The organism is Pseudomonas sp. ZL2 (assembly GCF_054788455.1).
In genome coordinates this window covers 49,185-67,008 of the sequence record NZ_JBGOGX010000064.1, presented here as the reverse complement: position 1 = coordinate 67,008, position 17,824 = coordinate 49,185, and the positions used below count along the sequence as shown (strand labels likewise).

The following is a 17,824-nucleotide window of genomic DNA, read 5'->3' as shown; positions in this document are numbered from 1 at the left end:
TCAAGGTTGCGGCATGAACCTAAACCGGTGTCCAAAATCTGTTGACCAGTTCAGCCTTGCCGGCGATAAGGCCCTGAAGGTCAGCCCCGCGACTCAACCCCCAACTCATCCCACACCGACTCGGCCAGGTGGAAGGTGGCATTGGCCGCCGGGATCCCGCAGTAGATCGCGCTCTGCATCAGCACTTCCTTGATCTCTTCACGGGTCACGCCATTGTTGGCCGCCGCGCGCAGGTGCAGTTTCAGCTCCTCGTTGCGGTTCATGCCGATCAGCATGGCGATGGTGATCAGGCTGCGGGTATGCCGGGGCAGGCCCGGGCGGGTCCAGATGTCACCCCAGGCGTGGCGGGTGATCATTTCCTGGAACTCGCCGTTGAACTCGGTCAGGTTGTCCAGGCTGCGCTCGACATGGGCATCGCCCAGCACCGCGCGGCGCACCTGCATGCCGGCTTCATAACGTTGTTTCTCGTCCATGGTCATTCCTCACGGGCCAGCAGAAAATCGATCACCCGGCGGCTGAACGGCGCACCGACTTCAACGTTGGACAGGTGCGCAGCGTGGAACTCGGCATACTCGGCGCCCGCCACGTTCTCCTGGATGAAGCGCCCGCCCGACGGCGGCGTGACCGCGTCATGGGTGCCGGAGATCACCAGCAGCGGCACCTTGATCTCGCCCAACTGCTCACGGAAATCGGCATCGCGCACTGCCCCGCAGTTAGCCGCATAACCTTCAGGCGAGGTGGCGGCGAGCATGTCGGTAATACGCTTGGCCTGCTCGGGGTTGCCCGCGGCATAGGCCGGGGTAAACCAACGCTCGATCGACGCATCACGCAGGCCGACCATTGCCGCCTGTTGATCGCGCAGGACCATCTCGATACGCGGGTTCCAGGTGTCCGGCGCGCCGATCTTGGCCGCGGTGTTGCACACGACCAGGCGCTTGAGCCGGTGACCGGCATTGATCCCCAGCCACTGGCCGATCAGCCCGCCCATGGACAGGCCGCAGAAATGCGCCTGTTCGATGTGCAAGGCATCGAGCAGGGCCAGCACATCCTGCCCCAGTTGCTCGATGCTGTACGGCCCTGCGGTGACCAGCGAGCCGCCATGGCCGCGGGTATCGTAGCGCAGCACGCGAAAATGCGCGGTCAAGGCCGGTACCTGGGTGTCCCACATGTGCAGGTCGGTGCCCAGGGAGTTGGACAGCACCAGCACCGGCAGGTGTTCCGGGCCTTCGAGTTGATAATTGAGTACGCCATCGGCGAGTTGTACCTGTGCCACTGCAGCCTCCTTCAGGCATTGACGCGGTGATGTTCAGCCAGCGCCCGCTCGACCCAGGCACGGGCCTGGCCGAGGTAGTGGGCTGGGTCGAGCAGACGATCAAGTTCGTCTGGCGAAAGTTCGGCGCTGACTTGCGGGTCGTCACCAAGCACGGCGCGCAGGTGGCGCTGCTCGGCCACTGCACGCTTGCAGCAGGTTTCCAGCAAATGGTGGGCGTGGTCACGACCCAGGCGTTGGGCCAGAACGATACTGACCGCTTCGGCCAGGACCAGGCCCTGGGTCAGGTCGAGGTTACGACGCATGCGCTCGGCGTCCACTTCCAGGCCGTCGGCGATGATCTGTGCCTGGCGCAGTGCACCGGACACCAGGCAGCAGATTTCCGGCAGGGTTTCCCATTCGGCATGCCACAGGCCGAGGCTGCGCTCGTGCTCCTGGGGCATGGCGGCAAACAGCGTGGCCAGCAGACCCGGCACCCGGGTGGCAGCGCCGATCAACACCGCGGCGCCGACCGGATTGCGCTTGTGCGGCATGGTCGAGGACCCGCCTTTGCCGGGCGCCGAGGGTTCGAATACCTCGGCCGCTTCGGTCTGCATCAGCAGGCTGACGTCACGGCCGAGCTTACCGAGGCTGCCGGCGATCATGCCAAGCACCGAAGCAAACTCCACCAGGCGGTCGCGCTGGGTGTGCCAGGGTTGTTCAGGCAGTGTGAGTTTCAGTTCTGCGGCCAAGGCCTCAGCCACCGGCAAGGCCTTGTCGCCCAGCGCCGCCAGGGTGCCGGAAGCGCCGCCAAACTGCAGGGTCAGCAGGCGCGGCTTGAGTTCCTGCAGGCGCTCGCGGTGGCGGTTCAAGGCGCCGAGCCAGCCGGCGATCTTCATGCCCAAGGTGACTGGCGTGGCATGTTGCAGCCAGGTGCGACCGGCCAAGGGGGTCTCTGCGTAGGTCTGGGCCTGGCGGGCCAGGGCATCCGTCAGCCGCGCCAGATCCGTTTCGATCAATGCCAGCGCCGCCCGCAGTTGCAACACCAGGCCGGTGTCCATGGCATCCTGGCTGGTGGCGCCCAGGTGCACATAACGCTCGGCCTCCGGGACGCCACTGGCAATCACCTTGCCCAGCGCCTTGACCAGCGGGATCGCCGAGTTACCGGCCACCGCAATGGCTTCGGCCAGCGCGGCAAAGTCATAGCGCTCGGCATGGCAGGCGGTTTCGATCGCTGCCACCGCCACCTGGGGGATAACCCCGGTGGCCGCTTCGGCACGGGCCAGGGCTGCTTCGAAATCAAGCATGCCCTGCACCCGGCCACGGTCGCTGAAGATCTCGCGCATCCCCTGCGCGGTGAAATAGGCATCGAACAGCTGATTGCCCGGTCGTTGCTTCAAATAGGCTGAAGTCATGGCTACTTTCTCTTGGAACTACAGAGAGTCTAGATACACCCAGTAACATCCACGATCCACAGAGCAATCACCCCAGGCCGCCAACCTTGCGTGGAGGCCGGCGGCTCGGGATCATTGCTTTACACCCGCTCGATGGCCAGGGCCAGGCCCTGGCCGACGCCGACACACATGGTCGCCAGCCCTTTGCGCCCGCCGGATTTCTCCAGTTGGTGCAAGGCGGTGAGGATCAAACGCGCGCCGCTCATGCCCAGCGGATGACCGAGGGCAATGGCGCCACCGTTGGGGTTTACCTGCGGTGCATCGTCGGCCAGGCCGAGTTCGCGCAGCACGGCCAGGCCCTGGCTGGCAAAGGCTTCGTTGAGTTCGATGACATCGAAATCGGCCACCGCCACGCCCAGGCGCTCGGTCAGCTTGCGCACGGCCGGTACCGGGCCGATGCCCATGACCCGTGGCGCAACGCCGGCACTGGCCATGCCCAGCACCCGCGCCCGCGGGGTCAGGCCATGTTTCTTCACGGCTTCGGCCGAGGCCAGGATCAACGCCGCGGCACCGTCATTGACGCCCGAGGCATTGCCGGCGGTGACGGTCTTGTCCGGGCCGTTGACCGGCTTGAGCCGGGCCAGGGCTTCAAGGGTGGTGTCGGCGCGCGGGTGCTCGTCGTGCTCGACCACGGTTTCGCCCTTTTTATGGGCGATGCGTACCGGCACGATCTCTTCGGCGAAGAAGCCCGCAGCCTGGGCGGCGGCCGTGCGCTGCTGGCTGCGCAGGGCGAAGGCGTCCTGATCGGCACGTGATACCTGGTAGTCATCGGCGACGTTGTCGGCGGTCTGCGGCATCGCATCGACCCCGTACTGAGCCTTCATCAGCGGGTTGATGAAGCGCCAGCCGATGGTGGTGTCTTCCAGCTTCATGTTGCGCGAATAGGCGTTGTCAGCCTTGCCCATGACGAACGGCGCACGGGACATCGACTCGACGCCACCGGCAATCGCCAGCTCCATTTCACCGCTGGCGATGGCGCGAAAGGCCGTGCCCACCGCATCCATACCCGAGGCGCAAAGGCGGTTGAGGGTCACTCCCGGCACGCTTTGCGGCAAGCCCGCCAACAACAGCGCCATGCGCGCGACGTTGCGGTTGTCTTCACCGGCCTGGTTGGCGCAGCCGAGGAACACTTCGTCGAGTTGCTCCCACTGTACCTGCGGGTTGCGCTCGATCAGCGCCTTGAGCGGCACCGCCGCCAGGTCGTCGGCGCGCACGCCGGCCAGGGCGCCACCGAAGCGGCCAATGGGGGTGCGAATGGCATCGCAGATAAAGACGTCACGCATCAGGCTTCTCCTGGCGCTTGGCCGTGGGCGGCGGCGGTGCGCGCTTCGAGGTCACGCAAGGCATTGAGCTCGACTTCGCTCGGCGCGACGGTGGTTTGCACGTCGTCGGCAAAACGGATGGCCCAGCCGGTGGCGTCGGTGATCTGCTCGCGGGTCACGCCCGGGTGGATCGAGGTCACGACAAACTCATGGGTGCCGGCTTCCGGCTCCATGATGCACAGGTCGGTGATGATCCCCACCGGACCTTCGCCTGGCAGGCCCAGGCGTTTGCGCGAATCGCCGCCTTCGCCGTGGCCGACCGAAGTGATGAAGTCGAGCTTGTCGACAAAGGCGCGGTTCGACTGCTTGAGGATGATCAGTACCTGCTTGGCGGAACCGGCGATCTCCGGCGCGCCACCGGCACCCGGCAGGCGCACTTTCGGCTGGTGATAATCACCGACCACAGTGGTGTTGATGTTGCCGAAGCGGTCGACCTGGGCGGCGCCAAGGAAACCCACGTCGATGCGCCCGCCCTGCAGCCAGTAGCGGAAGATCTCGCCGGTCGGCACCACGGTATCGGCCGTTTCAGCCAGCTCGCCGTCACCAATCGACAACGGCAGCACGCTCGGCTTGGCACCGATCGGGCCGGACTCGTAGATCAGCACCACATCCGGCGACGAGGTCAGGCGCGCCAGGTTGGCGGCCTTGGACGGCAGACCGATGCCGACGAAACAGACTGCGCCATTGCGCAAGCGACGGGCTGCGGCAACGGTCATCATTTCATTGGTGGAGTAGCTCATTGTGCAACCTCCGCGCTGGCCATTTTTGCCTTGAATTCAGTGAAGTCGGCGGTGCCGCGAATGTACTGGTCGATCCACGCCGAGAAGCTTTCGCGGCTGCGGGCAATCGGGTCCCAGGCCTGGTAGAAGCGGTTGTCGCGCTCGTAGTAACCATGGGCGTAGGACGGATGCGCACCACCGGGTACCAGGCACACCGCAGACAGCGCCCAGGTCGGCAGCACGCAGGCATTCATCGGTGCCTTGAGGTCGTCGACGATCTCCTCGACCGTAACGATGCAGCGCTTGGCCGCCAGGGCCGCTTCCTTCTGCACGCCAAGGATGCCCCAGAGCAGCACGTTGCCTTTGCGGTCGGCCTTTTGCGCGTGGATCACGGTAACGTCCGGGCGTACCGATGGCACGGCGGCGAGGACTTCGCCGGTGAATGGGCAGGTAACGCTCTTGATCAGCGGGTTGACCTTGGGCAGGTCGGAACCGGCGTAAGCCCGCAGTACTGCGAACGGAAGGCCCGAGGCACCGGCGACGTAGGCGTTGGCCAGGTCGGCGTGGCTGTGTTCCTCGATTTCGATCGCGTGCGGCCACTGTTTTTCAACGGCGTCGCGCAGACGATGCAGGGAACCGACACCCGGGTTGCCGCCCCAGGAGAAGATCAGCTTGCGGGCGCAACCGGCGCCGATCAGCTGATCGTAGATCAGGTCAGGGGTCATGCGTACCAGGGTCAGATCTTTCTTGCCCTGACGAATGATTTCATGCCCGGCGGCAGTCGGAATCAAGTGGGTGAAGCCTTCGAGGGCGACGCTGTCGCCGTCGTTGACGAACTGCTTCACGGCGTCGTGGAGCGAGAGGATTTCAGCCATTGCAGACTCCTGGATATGCTGAGTCGGGGTCGGTTTCAAGGCGCCTTGGGCGGCGCCGGGTATGGGTTCAGATTAAGGGGGGCTTGGGGGCGGTTCAATCCGATAATCGACTAATTGTTCGATTATCGAACCGATTGTTGTCTTGCTAAGAACCCTTGTGGGAGCTGGCCTTGCCAGCGATGCGGGCACCGCGCAAAGCCAGGCATAGCGTCGATACCATCGCCGGCAAGGCCAGCTCCCACAGGCTGCCGATATCAGGTCGCATCCGCGTGACTGACCATGCCCTTGATGATCACCGCGGTAGTGGCGAGGGCCGCCGGGATCACCAGCGCGGTCAGCACCTGCTCGAAATTCCAGCCCAGGCCCAGCAGGGTCGCGCCCATCCAGGCCCCGAGGATCGCGCCGAAGCGGCCGATGCCGAGCATCCACGACACACCGGTGGCGCGGCCCTGGGTCGGGTAGAAACGCGCCGCCAGTGACGGCATCGCCGATTGCGCACCGTTGACGCACATACCGGCAACCAGCACCAGGGTTGCCAGCAAGGTGATGTTGCCCAGGCTCTGCCCTACTGCGTAGGCAAATACCCCTGCCAGCAGGTAAAAGACACCAATGACCTTGTGCGGGTTGTAACGGTCCATGGCCCAACCCACTGCCACGGCGCTGAGCACCCCCCCAAACTGGAACAACGCGCCGATAAAGGCGGCCTGTTCCATGCTCGCGCCACTGTCACGCATCAGCGTTGGCAGCCAGCTGGTCAGCAGGTAGACAATCACCAGGCCCATGAAATACGTCAGCCACAGCAGTAGGGTGCCGACGCTGTAGGTACCGGAGAAGATCACCGCAAACACGTTGCGGGCTTTGACCGTCTTTTGCTCCGGCACGCTGAAGCTCGACGCCTGGCCGACAATGGCCGGCTCGATCGGGGCAAGGGTCTTGCGCACCTTGTCGGTGCCACGGTTGCGTACCACCAGGTAGCGCGCCGACTCCGGCAGCCAGAACACCAGCACCACTGCCAGCACCAACGGCAGCAGACCGCCGATCAGCAACAGGCTGTGCCAGCCGAACGCCGGGATCAGCTTGGCGGAAATGAAGCCGCCACCGGCCATGCCCAGGTTGAAGCCGCAGAACATGCTGGTCACCAACAGCGACTTGTGCCGCTCCGGGGTGTATTCGGACAGCAGCGTGGTGGCATTGGGCATGCCCGCGCCCAGGCCCAGCCCGGTCAGAAAGCGCAGCACCAGCAACTGGTCGACGTTGGTGCTGTAGGCGGACGCCAGGCTGAAGGCGCCGAACAGCACAACCGCCCCCACCAGTACCACCTTGCGCCCGAAACGGTCGGCCAGCGGCCCGGAACCCAGCGCACCGAAGACCATGCCGATCAAGGCGGCACTCATCACCGGCCCCAGGCTGGCCCGGTCAATGCCCCATTCCTGGGACAGGGCCGGGGCGATAAAGCCCATGGCGGCGGTATCGAGGCCGTCGAGGAAGACAATCAGGAAGCACAGGATTACCACCCGCCATTGGTAGCGCGACAGCGGTTGGCTATTGATAAAGGACTGCACATCAAGGCAGTTTCCGACAGCAGCTTGAGGACTATTCATTATTTTTATCCAGAAGAAGCGCGCGAGTGTGCGGGTGCGCGCATGAACGGCACAGGCGAACAGGAACAGGTTCGGAAAGCTGGATCAGCTGCCGCGCAGTCCAGCGTAGGACAGGTGCAAGCCGTGCGGGGACAGGAAGTCGGTCATGGGGCGTTTGCCTCTCGCTCATTATTATGGGCGGTCAAGGCAGGTTGACCGCTGCGAGGGACATTAATAAGCAGGCGGGCGCGGCGCAATTCGATAAACGCATCTCTGTGCGTTTATCGAACAGGAACGTTCAGGCGAACAGTTGCGCGCTGAGGTCGCGGCTGGCGGCGAGCATGATCGGCAGGAAGCGCTGCTCAAGCTCGGTGCGGCTGACCCGGCCGGCATGGGTGCTGACGTTGAGCGCCGCCAGGACCTGGCCAGAGGCGTCATAGACCGGCACGGCGATCGAGCGCAAACCTTGTTCGAGCTCCTGATCGACCACGCACCAGCCCTGCTGGCGAACCAGCTGCAGGCACTCGAGCAAAGCCACCGGGTCGTGAATGGTGCGACTGGTCTTGGCCTGCAGGTCGGCATGCTCGAGGTATTCGTGCAAGGTCGCGTCGTCCAGCGCCGCCAACAGGATACGGCCCATGGAGGTGCAATAGGCCGGCAGGCGCCCGCCGACCGAGAGGTCGACCGAAATCAGACGCTGCACGGTGGCCGAACGGGCGATGTAAAGAATGTCATCGCCTTCCAGGGTAGCCATATTGCAGGCCTCGTGCAGTTGATCGCTCATCCGGTCCAGATAAGGCTGCGCCGACACCGCCAGGGGGGTCGACGACAGATAGGCGTGGCCCAGGGTCAACACCTTGGGCAGCAACGAGTAAGTGCGCCCGTCGGTGGTGGCATAGCCCAGCTTGATCAGGGTATGCAGGCAACGCCGCACCGCCGCCCGAGGAATCTCTGTGCGGTGGCTGATCTGGGCGATGGTCAGGTGACGCTTGCGCTCCTGGAATGCCTGCACCACTGCAAGGCCGCGGGCCAGCGAGGTCATGAAATCGGGGTCACCGGTAAAGGCCTGGATGCGTTTGGCCGGCGAGGCGACGATGGGCGGCGCCAGGGACGCAAACGAGCTACGCACGTTATCGTTCAACCCTGGCCCTTTGGGCGTTGTTTCTTCTGTCATGGCTAACCTCGGAAAAACGGTCACTGGTGCGATTATCGAACCATCGACCGATAATCGCAATTGACCGCTACCCACAATTGCTTATACCTTTCTACCGCCACAACGTGGCTTCTTGGAGAGACTGGTCAGGTACCCACCGTAGAAGTCCCAGGCACGGCCTTGCCCACGAAGCGAGGCCGTTTTTCCTTCCTCCGTACAACGCGGGGCTGCAAGCCGAAAACTTTTCTATTGCCTCCTGTGCCAATGCCAATCTCGGCCGTCTGACGACTTTCATAACTTGGTAACAAAACTGGCGCTTGTTTGGTCCTATCTACAATAGAGAGTGCTACTGTCAGACTATCTGCTTGCTATAATAAAACTTCGTAACCCTGCCCCAAGTAGGGTTGCTGCGGATCCAACCGCCTCTGCCCAGGCAGACAGAAGCGGACCGCTGCAAGTGCCATTAACGTGAATAGCCCGTTGTTCACATTCGCTTGCACAACCAGAACCTACTGTTGCTGCGACAGTTATGCCGCTCTGGCAGCGTAGCCGTGTGCATATTGCGCCCCGCGCTGTTTGCCCGCGTAAACGCCAGGGTTTATATCCACACTACAGGTAGTACTGTGACCAAAGATGAACTGCGCGCAGAACTAGAGCGCCAGGAGCAACGTTACAAGGAAGTCTATGGTGGTGAAGTCACCACTTACGCCGCGCAACCCGATCCGGAGCGCAAGCCATGGCGCAAGCGAGCAAGCGTGCTTGACCAGGCCTTCGCCCAGGAACTGGAAAAAATCGAGAAAGAACTCAAGGACCAGGCGCCCTAGCCCGCTGCTGCAGGCAGCGCAAGCAGGCCATTGAACGGCGTACCGGGGGCGCTTTTGCCGGCCCGCAATGCTGCGGATTTTTGCGCGGTCCACAGCATGCCGTAACGGAATTTCACAAATTTCATACGGTCGTTTGATTTTTTCCTGACAACCAGACCTGAGTGCAAACCTTTCATTTTTCTCGATTTTTTAGCATTTTAGCCGACGTTAAGCGAAGCATCGCCGCCTCAACGGGTTGGGCGCCGGGCTAGAAAAGTCGTCGAGCGGTCAGCAGCAGGGGCATCGATTACCGGGGATTTCTGGCATAATCGCGCCCCCTTATGACCGGGTCAGAATTCCTTCATGATCGATTTATTCAGCGGACTTGATGCCTGGGTACTGGTGAGCTTGCTGCTCGCTCTGACCTTCGTACTCGCCTTCGAGTTCATCAATGGCTTTCATGACACCGCTAACGCGGTAGCTACAGTCATCTATACCAAAGCCATGCCGCCGCACCTGGCCGTGTTCTTCTCCGGCGTGTTCAACTTCCTCGGGGTTCTGCTCGGCGGTGTCGGCGTGGCGTATGCCATCGTTCACCTGCTGCCGGTCGAACTCCTGATCAATGTGAACACCGGCCACGGCCTGGCGATGGTCTTCTCTCTATTGGCTGCCGCCATCACCTGGAACCTGGGCACCTGGTACTTCGGGATCCCGGCGTCCAGTTCGCATACGCTGATCGGCTCGATCCTGGGCGTGGGCCTGGCCAACGCCCTGATCAGCGACATTCCACTGGGTGACGGGGTCAACTGGCAGAAGGCAATCGATATCGGCATGTCGCTGGTACTGTCGCCGATGGCCGGTTTCGCTGTCGCCGCGCTGGTGCTGCTGGGCCTGAAATGGTGGCGGCCGCTGTCGAAGATGCACAAGACGCCGGAACAGCGCCGCAAGCTCGACGACAAGAAGCACCCGCCATTCTGGAACCGCCTGGTCCTGGTGATTTCGGCCATGGGCGTAAGCTTCGTGCACGGCTCCAACGACGGTCAGAAAGGTATCGGCCTGATCATGCTGGTGCTGATCGGTATCGTTCCGTCCGCGTTCGTTCTCGACCTGAACAGCACGACCTACCAGATCGAGCGGACCCGCGACGCCACCCTGCACCTGAACCAGTTCTATCAGCGCAACGAAGCGACCCTGGGCGAATTCCTGGCCCTGGGCAAAGCCAAAGAAGGCGACCTGCCAGAACAGTTCAGCTGCAACCCGCAGCAGACCGAGCCGACCATCAATGCCTTGCTCGATTCGCTCAAAGGCGTGGCCGACTACCGGTCGCTGACGCCGGAAAAACGCATTGAAGTACGTCGTTACCTGCTCTGCCTGGACGACACCGCCAAGAAGGTCGGCAAGCTGCCAGGCCTGCAGGCACGCGAGAAGGCGGACCTGGACAAACTGCGCAAGGACCTCACTGCCACCACCGAGTACGCTCCGTTCTGGGTGATTCTCGCGGTCGCCCTGGCCCTGGGCCTGGGTACCATGGTCGGCTGGAAACGCGTAGTGCTGACCATCGGCGAGAAGATCGGCAAGCAGGGCATGACCTACGCCCAGGGCATGTCGGCACAGATCACCGCAGCCTGCGCCATCGGCATGGCCAACATCTTCAGCCTGCCGGTATCGACCACCCACGTACTGTCCTCGGGTGTGGCCGGTACCATGGTGGCGAACAAGAGCGGCCTGCAAGGTGGCACCGTCAGGACCATCCTGCTGGCCTGGGTACTGACCCTTCCGGCCACTGTGGGCCTGTCGGCAGGCTTGTTCTGGCTGGCGACCAAAGCCATCGGCTAAAGCACCCCGCAGTAAAAAGGCGCCCCGAGGGGCGCCTTTTTTATGCCTGATACAATCAGCGGCGCTTGCTGCCACCGAGCAACGAGCCCATCAGGCCACGCACCAGCTGGCGACCGAACTGGTTCGCCGCCTGGCGTACCGCCGACTTGATCGCCTGCCCCGCCGCGCTCTGGAGGAACTCGCCGGCCTTGTCGGCAAAGCTCTCTTCAGCCGCTGCCGGTGCTTGTTCAGGCGCAACCGCGCCGCCTTTGCGGGCATTGAGCAGCTCATAGGCCGATTCACGGTCTACCGGCTTGTCATAACGCCCGACCAATGGCGAAGCGGCAATCAGCGCCGCCCGTTCAGCAGCGCTCAGCGGCCCGATACGCGACTGCGGCGGCGCGATTAGCACACGCTGGACCATGCCCGGCGTGCCTTTTTCCTGCAGGGTACCGACCAGTGCCTCACCGATACCCAGCTCGGTCAATACGCTCAGGGTGTCGAATTCCGGGTTGGGACGGAAGCCATCGGCCACGGCCTTGAGGGATTTCTGCTCCTTGGCGGTAAAGGCCCGCAGGCCATGCTGGACGCGCAAGCCCAACTGCGCCAGAACATCATCCGGCAGGTCGCTCGGCGACTGAGTGACGAAATACACCCCTACGCCTTTGGATCGGATTAGCCGCACCACCTGTTCCAGGCGGTCCTGCAGGGCCTTGGGGGTGCCGTTGAACAGCAGATGCGCTTCATCGAAGAACAGCGCCAGTAACGGCTTGTCGGCATCGCCGCGCTCGGGCAATTGCTCGAACAGCTCGGCCAGCAGCCAGAGCAGGAAGGTCGCATAGACCTTCGGCGCTTCATGCACCAGGCGGCTGGCATCGAGCAGGTGAATGCGTCCGCGGCCATCGGCATCCGGTTGCAGGATGTCTTCCAGCTGCAAGGCCGGCTCGCCGAACAGCGCTTCGGCGCCCTGCTGCTCCAGGGTTGCCAGTCGCCGCAACAGGGCCTGGCTGGAGCCTGTGGTCATCAGCGCACTGTCTTCACCGAGCAGTTGCGGGTTGTCCTTCAAGTGCGCCAGCAGGGCCTTGAGGTCCTTGATATCCAGCAGCAACAGGCCTTCGCGGTCGGCGACCTTGAACGCGGCATACAGTGCGGCCTGCTGGCTGTCGGTCAGCTCCAGCAGATTACCCAGCAGTAGCGGGCCCATTTCACTGAGGGTGGTGCGCAACGGATGACCGGACTGACCGTGGATATCCCACAAGCTTACTGGATAAGCCTGAGGCCGATGCCCCAGCCAGGGCATGCCGGCAATGCGTTCGGCCACCTTGCCCTGGGGGTTGCCCACTGCGCCCAGCCCGCACAGGTCGCCTTTGACGTCGGCGGCAAATACCGCCACGCCCGCGTCACTGAAGGCTTCGGCCATATGTTGCAGGGTCACGGTCTTGCCGGTACCGGTCGCCCCGGCCACCAGGCCGTGACGATTGGCCAGGCGCATGGCCTGGGCCACCGGCTGTCCGGCAAGGTCGGCGCCGAGCACGAATTGCGAAGAGTCAGGCATGTTTTTTCACCCTCTGTTTAAAGCTTTGGCTTGAAACGGCCGATATTAAATAGCGATAGACCACCAGGAAGACAGGAATAGCCCGACAAGGAATTGGGACCTGCACCGCTTTTCACGCTGTTCTTTGTGCGAACGACCCGGATAACAAGACCTTAGCGGACCGACACGTTATGAACAAAAGCCTCCGATTCAGCCACAAGATCCTATTGGCCGCCTCGCTGATCGTCATGATCGCCTTTACCCTGTTTACTTTGTACAACGATTTCTTGCAGCGTAATGCCATTCGCGAGGATCTGGAAAACTATCTTGAGGAAATGGGCGAAACCACTTCGACCAATATCAAGAACCTGTTTGACGGTCGTATTCTGCTGGTACAAAACGTTGCACAAAACATTGCCGCGTTTCCCGAGGCCGACAAAATCGGCACCCTGCTCGGCCAACAGGCCCTGGTCTCAAGTTTCCTGACGATTTACCTGGGTGACGTCAACGGTGGCTTTACCATCCGCCCACAAACCAAGATGCCGGACGGCTACGACCCGCGCGTACGCCCCTGGTACAAGGACGGCATGGCGGCCAACGGAGCGATCCTGACCGAACCCTATATTGATGTCAGCACCGGCAAGATGGTCATCTCGGTAGTCGCGACCGCTGCGCGCAATGTCGGCGTGGTCGGTGGCGACCTGGCCCTCGATGGCCTGACCGAGATCATCAACTCGCTGAACTTCGGCGGCATGGGCTACGCCTTCCTGATCAACGATCAAGGCAAGATCCTCGTGCACCCGGACAAGAACCTGGTGATGAAGTCGCTGTCGGACCTGTTCCCGCAGAACACCCCGCGCATCAGCAAGGAACCGAGTGAAGTCCAGCTCGACGGCAAGACCCGGATCCTCAGCTTCGCCCCGGTCAAGGGCCTGCCTTCGGCCAACTGGTACATCGGCCTGTCGGTAGACAAGGACGAGGCCTACTCGATGCTGAGCAAGTTCCGCACCTCCGCGGTGATTGCCACCCTGGTCGCCGTGGTCATCATCATCGCCCTGCTCGGCCTGTTGATCCGCGTGCTGATGCAACCGCTGCACACCATGACCCGGGCCATGGAAGACATCGCCGAAGGTGAAGGCGACCTGACCAAGCGCCTGGCCATTCATAACCACGATGAGTTCGGCATCCTCGGTAGCGCCTTCAACCGCTTCGTCGAGCGCGTCCATGGCTCGATCCGCGAAGTGTCCTCGGCCACCGAGCAGGTCAACGAAGTGGCCCTGCGGGTGGTCAGCGCCTCGAACTCGTCGATGGTCAACTCCGACGAGCAGTCCAACCGCACCAACAGCGTGGCCGCGGCGATCAACCAGTTGGGTGCTGCCGCCCAGGAAATTGCCCACAACGCCGCGCAAGCCTCGCAACAGGCAAGCTCGGCACGGCATCTGGCCGAAGAAGGTCAGCAGGTGGTCGATCGCAGCATCCAGGCGATGAACCGTCTGTCGGACCTGATCTGCACCTCCAGCGCGCACATCGAGACGCTCAACAGCAAGACTGTGAACATCGGCCAGATCCTCGAAGTGATCACCAGCATCTCGCAGCAGACCAACCTGCTGGCGCTCAACGCCGCCATCGAGGCAGCACGGGCCGGTGAAGCCGGTCGCGGTTTTGCCGTGGTCGCCGATGAAGTGCGCAACCTGGCGCACCGCACCCAGGAGTCGGCGCAACAGGTGCAGAACATGATCGAAGAGCTGCAGGTCGGCGCCCGCGAGTCGGTCGACACCATGGGCCAGAGCCAGCGCCACAGCCAGGACAGCGTCGAGATCGCCAACCAGGCCGGCGAGCGCCTGGGCAGCGTGACCCTGCGCATCGGCGAGATCGACGGCATGAACCAGTCGGTGGCCACCGCCACCGAGGAACAGACCGCCGTGGTCGATTCGATCAACATGGACATCAACGAAATCAACATGCTCAACCAGGAAGGCGTCGAGAACCTGCAGTCGACCCTGCGCGCCTGCGCCGACCTGGAGCAGCAGGCCAGCCGCCTGAAACAACTGGTGGGCAGCTTCCGTATCTGAACTTGAGCTGCAAGCGGCAAGCTTGAAGCTGCAAGAAGAAACAGAGCCGAGTGCGCTTGTCTTTTTCTTGCAGCTTGTAGCTTGTAGCTTGCAGCCAGCCGCTGCCGAACCCCATCGAACAAACTATCCTTCATAGAGGTCAACCTTAGGGCGCGTCTCCAGCGGCGAAAAGCTGCCTGGCGACACACTCTGGAGACGATCTCGGAGGGATGCTGATCGTGCACATCGCTGACATCACCATGTTCTACGCTCCTGCCAGTGGCGGCGTGCGTACCTATCTTGATGCCAAACACCGCCGCCTGGGCCTTACTCCCGGTGTCCGTCACAGCCTGTTGATCCCCGGCGCCAGCGCCAGCCACGACAACGGTATCTACAAGGTACCGGCACCGGCCCTGCCGTTCGGCAACGGCTACCGCTTTCCTCTGCGCCTGGCGCCCTGGCGCAATGTCCTGCAGGATCTTCAGCCCGATCTGATCGAAGTCGGCGACCCTTACCTGACCGCCTGGGCAGCCCTGGATGCCCGCCGCCAGCTCGACGTACCCGTGATCGGCTTCTACCATTCCGACCTCCCGCTGCTGGTGAGCAACCGCATGGGCAATTGGTTTACGCCCAATGTCGAAGCCTACGTCAGCAAGCTCTACGGCAACTTCGACCGGGTCCTGGCGCCGAGCCAGGTGATGGCCGACAAGCTGCGCGGCCTGGGCATCGATAATGTTCACGTGCAGCGCCTGGGCGTCGACCTGACGACCTTCAACCCGCAGCACCGCGACCTGTCTCTGCGCCGTGAACTGGGTATAACCGATACCACCCGCCTGCTGGTGTTCGCCGGGCGCGGCTCGCGGGAGAAGAACCTGCCGGTGCTGCTCGACTGCATGAAACGCCTGGGCAAGCACTACCATCTGCTGCTGGTCGGCTCGCACATGCCGGCCAATGTGCCAGCCAATGTCAGTGTCATCGATCACTTCTGCCCGGCCAGCGAAGTCGCCCGCCTGCTGGCCAGTGCCGATGCCCTGCTGCACGCTGGCGACCAGGAAACCTTCGGCCTGGTCATTCTCGAAGCCATGGCCAGCGCCATCCCGGTCATTGCCGTGGCCGCCGGGGCCTTCACCGAAATCGTCAATGACCAGTGCGGCCGCCTGTGTACGCCCAACGATGGCTTGGCCATGGCCCGCACGGTCAGGGAGGTGTTCGAGGTCGGCGCCCGGCAAATGGGCCTGCAGGCCCGCGCCCATGTCGAGCAGCACTACGCCTGGGACACCGTGGTCAACGGGCTGCTGGAACATTACCGGGCAGTGCTGGGCCACCCGATGCTGGTGCGCGCTCATGCCTGAGCATGCTGATCGACAAAGCCTGCTGCTGGTGCTGCATGATGTTGCGCCGGAAACCTGGCCGGACTACCAGCCTTTCGTCGAAGCGGTCGATGCCCTGGGCGACATTCCCATGACCTGGCTGGTGGTGCCGGACTTTCACAAACGCAATGCCCTGGAGCATTCGCCCGGTTTTCGCCTGATGCTTGACCGGCGCCTGCAGCGTGGCGACGAAATGGCGCTGCATGGCTACTTTCATGCTGATGACAGCCCGCCGCCACGCTCGCCGCGAGACTACTTCATGCGCCGGATCTACACCTGGGAAGGCGAGTTCTACAGCCTCGACCAGGCCCAGGCACGCGAGCGTCTGGAGGCCGGCATCGCGCTGTTCCAGCGTTATGACTGGCCACTGGCGGGCTTCGTCGCCCCGGCATGGCTGATGAGCGACGGTACACGCCAGGTATTGCGCAGCTTGCCGTTGCGCTATACCAGCGACTCGCAGCACATCTATCAACTGCCAGACTTCAGCCCGATCCCCGCGCCCGGCCTGGTCTGGAGCGCCCGTAGCCGTTGGCGGCGAGGCCTGTCGAAAGTGCTCTGTGATATGCGTGAAACGCGCCTGCGCCAGGCCCCGGTCATCCGCCTGGGCCTGCACCCGGTGGACATGCGCCATGGCTTTTCCCGCCGCTACTGGCTGCAAACCGTGCAACGCCTGTTGCGCCAAGGCCGCGAACCGCTGACCAAATCCGCCTGGCTGGCCAGCAGGCACGGCCGGTGAACCGCCTGCTCTGGCTGCTCCTGGCGCTGATTGTGGCGTTGTTGGTGCCGGCGTTGCTCGGCGGCAGCGAGCTGTTGTCGCGTCTGCGTGGCTTTGCCCCGCACCTGCTGCTCGGCCTGTTCGCCATGATCGTGCTGTGCTGGATCATCAACGCCGTCCGCCTGCGCTTGCTGCTCGGCAGCCAGGGCGCGGCGTTGGGACGCTGGCGCAGCCTCGGCGTGATCATGGCCACCGAGTTCGCCATCTGCACCACCCCGGGCGGCAGCGGTGGCCCGCTGGCGCTGATGGCCTTGCTGGCCCGCGACCGCATTGGTCCTGCGCGCAGCAGCGCAGTGTTTGCCGCCGACCAGCTCAACGACCTGCTGTTCTTTTTCTGCGCCATGCTGGGGATCGCCGGCTACACGCTGTTCCACAACCTCAACCGCCGCCTGGAAAGCATGTTGCTCGGCAGCGCGGTCTTGATGTTCGCAGCCTTTGGCGCGTTGCTCGGACTGGTGCGCTACCGCCGCGCGCTGCTGTGCCTTAATGGCCGGCTGCTGCGCAGGCTCAAGATGGCCGCCCCCAGGCGTCGGCGCTGGACGCGCAAGCTGCTGCACTTCTTTCGCGCCTTCGGCGAAACCTGGCGCCTGCCCAAGCGCACCCTGGCACTGGTGTTTGCCCTGACCTGCGTGCATTGGGGGTTACGTTACAGCGTGCTGTACCTGGCGCTGCGCGGGCTGGGCGTCGACCTGCAATGGATACCGAGCTTTCTGGTACAGATGCTGTCGCTCAGCGCCGGTCAGTTCAGCCTGCTGCCGGGTGGCGCGGGCGCCGCCGAAATGACTTCGGCCGCGTTGCTTTCGCCCATGGTGGGAACGTCCACCGCGGCGGCGGCAATCCTGATCTGGCGGTTGGTGACCTATTACTTCTATCTGCTCGCCGGTGGCCCGGTGTTCCTCTGCCTGCTGGGTCGGCCATTGCTGCAGCGCTTGCGGCTCAGTCAAGCGCGGATTCGTCGCTAGCCGGCTTGACCCGCTCCCAGAGCTCGGCGGCACCGGGAAAATCGGTGCCGTCTTCGCTGTCCAGCGCATCCGGGTCGTAGCGGCTCAGGCAGCCCTCGCCGAGGGTCGGCGGGGCCTTGGAGGTGGCCTTGTCGAGGGGATCGGCCATGGGGCAACCTCCTG

17 protein-coding genes and 1 pseudogene are annotated in these 17,824 nt (G+C 63.2%); 7 read left to right on the top strand and 11 right to left on the bottom strand.

The window, feature by feature from the left end; translation table 11 throughout:
• Positions 1–80 precede the first annotated feature (80 nt).
• From pcaC to pcaR, 8 genes are all read right to left on the bottom strand, one after another.
• Entirely contained in the window at positions 81–473 is a 393-nt protein-coding gene (gene pcaC, locus ABM562_RS27300) for a 4-carboxymuconolactone decarboxylase (protein WP_115085499.1), read from the bottom strand.
• A gap of 2 nt (positions 474–475) precedes the next feature.
• Positions 476–1,273: a 3-oxoadipate enol-lactonase gene (gene pcaD, locus ABM562_RS27295; RefSeq protein WP_134061456.1), complete on the bottom strand. Its 798-nt coding sequence runs from the start codon at positions 1,271–1,273 to the stop codon at positions 476–478.
• 11 nt (positions 1,274–1,284) lie between these two features.
• Positions 1,285–2,664: a 3-carboxy-cis,cis-muconate cycloisomerase gene (locus ABM562_RS27290; protein WP_115085497.1), complete on the bottom strand. Its 1,380-nt coding sequence runs from the start codon at positions 2,662–2,664 to the stop codon at positions 1,285–1,287.
• Positions 2,665–2,783: 119 nt separating this feature from the next.
• Positions 2,784–3,989: a 3-oxoadipyl-CoA thiolase gene (pcaF, locus tag ABM562_RS27285; protein WP_177414832.1), complete on the bottom strand. Its 1,206-nt coding sequence runs from the start codon at positions 3,987–3,989 to the stop codon at positions 2,784–2,786.
• Entirely contained in the window at positions 3,986–4,765 is a 780-nt protein-coding gene (locus ABM562_RS27280) for a CoA-transferase subunit beta (RefSeq protein WP_134061454.1), read from the bottom strand. The genes pcaF and ABM562_RS27280 overlap by 4 nt, the downstream gene beginning before the upstream one ends.
• Positions 4,762–5,619, bottom strand: a complete 858-nt coding sequence (locus ABM562_RS27275; RefSeq protein WP_460423924.1) for a CoA transferase subunit A — start codon at positions 5,617–5,619, stop codon at positions 4,762–4,764. The genes ABM562_RS27280 and ABM562_RS27275 overlap by 4 nt, the downstream gene beginning before the upstream one ends.
• Before the next feature lie 254 nt (positions 5,620–5,873).
• Positions 5,874–7,220 carry a 4-hydroxybenzoate transporter PcaK gene (locus ABM562_RS27270; RefSeq protein ID WP_134061453.1) on the bottom strand — a complete coding sequence of 449 codons (1,347 nt, stop codon included), beginning with the start codon at positions 7,218–7,220 and terminating at the stop codon, positions 5,874–5,876.
• 277 nt (positions 7,221–7,497) lie between these two features.
• Entirely contained in the window at positions 7,498–8,373 is an 876-nt protein-coding gene (gene pcaR / locus ABM562_RS27265; protein ID WP_174242307.1) for a pca regulon transcriptional regulator PcaR, read from the bottom strand.
• A 602-nt stretch (positions 8,374–8,975) separates the two neighbouring features.
• On the opposite strand from pcaR, the gene ABM562_RS27260 reads away from it, so the two are divergent.
• A complete protein-coding gene (locus ABM562_RS27260) occupies positions 8,976–9,176 on the top strand; it encodes a hypothetical protein (RefSeq protein WP_038998948.1) in 201 nt (66 codons plus the stop codon).
• On the opposite strand, the gene ABM562_RS27255 is transcribed toward ABM562_RS27260, so the two are convergent.
• On the bottom strand, positions 9,173–9,352 hold the full coding sequence (locus ABM562_RS27255) for a hypothetical protein (protein ID WP_134061452.1): 180 nt from the start codon (positions 9,350–9,352) through the stop codon (positions 9,173–9,175). The genes ABM562_RS27260 and ABM562_RS27255 overlap by 4 nt on opposite strands.
• Positions 9,353–9,518: 166 nt before the next feature.
• Between ABM562_RS27255 and ABM562_RS27250 the strand changes: the two genes are divergently transcribed.
• On the top strand, positions 9,519–10,991 hold the full coding sequence (locus ABM562_RS27250) for an inorganic phosphate transporter (RefSeq protein ID WP_115085492.1): 1,473 nt from the start codon (positions 9,519–9,521) through the stop codon (positions 10,989–10,991).
• Between the two features lie 55 nt (positions 10,992–11,046).
• Here ABM562_RS27250 and ABM562_RS27245 read toward each other — a convergent pair whose 3' ends face one another.
• Complete coding sequence (locus ABM562_RS27245) at positions 11,047–12,525, bottom strand: helicase HerA-like domain-containing protein (protein ID WP_115085491.1); 1,479 nt, start codon at positions 12,523–12,525, stop codon at positions 11,047–11,049.
• 170 nt (positions 12,526–12,695) lie between these two features.
• Between ABM562_RS27245 and ABM562_RS27240 the strand changes: the two are divergent.
• From ABM562_RS27240 to ABM562_RS27220, 5 genes and pseudogenes are all read left to right on the top strand, one after another.
• Positions 12,696–13,718 (top strand): annotated as a pseudogene (locus ABM562_RS27240) (HAMP domain-containing protein); the annotation flags it as partial.
• A 93-nt stretch (positions 13,719–13,811) separates the two neighbouring features.
• On the top strand, positions 13,812–14,576 hold the full coding sequence (locus ABM562_RS27235; RefSeq protein ID WP_371128668.1) for a methyl-accepting chemotaxis protein: 765 nt from the start codon (positions 13,812–13,814) through the stop codon (positions 14,574–14,576).
• A gap of 209 nt (positions 14,577–14,785) precedes the next feature.
• A complete protein-coding gene (locus tag ABM562_RS27230) occupies positions 14,786–15,907 on the top strand; it encodes a glycosyltransferase family 4 protein (RefSeq protein ID WP_115085489.1) in 1,122 nt (373 codons plus the stop codon).
• A complete protein-coding gene (locus ABM562_RS27225; protein WP_115085488.1) occupies positions 15,900–16,661 on the top strand; it encodes a DUF2334 domain-containing protein in 762 nt (253 codons plus the stop codon). Before ABM562_RS27230 ends, ABM562_RS27225 begins: the two co-directional genes overlap by 8 nt.
• Positions 16,658–17,662: a lysylphosphatidylglycerol synthase transmembrane domain-containing protein gene (locus ABM562_RS27220; protein WP_460423923.1), complete on the top strand. Its 1,005-nt coding sequence runs from the start codon at positions 16,658–16,660 to the stop codon at positions 17,660–17,662. The genes ABM562_RS27225 and ABM562_RS27220 overlap by 4 nt, the downstream gene beginning before the upstream one ends.
• On the opposite strand, the gene ABM562_RS27215 is transcribed toward ABM562_RS27220, so the two are convergent.
• A complete protein-coding gene (locus tag ABM562_RS27215) occupies positions 17,637–17,810 on the bottom strand; it encodes a hypothetical protein (RefSeq protein WP_166675645.1) in 174 nt (57 codons plus the stop codon). The two genes, ABM562_RS27220 and ABM562_RS27215, sit on opposite strands and share 26 nt — an antisense overlap.
• Positions 17,811–17,824 lie beyond the last annotated feature (14 nt).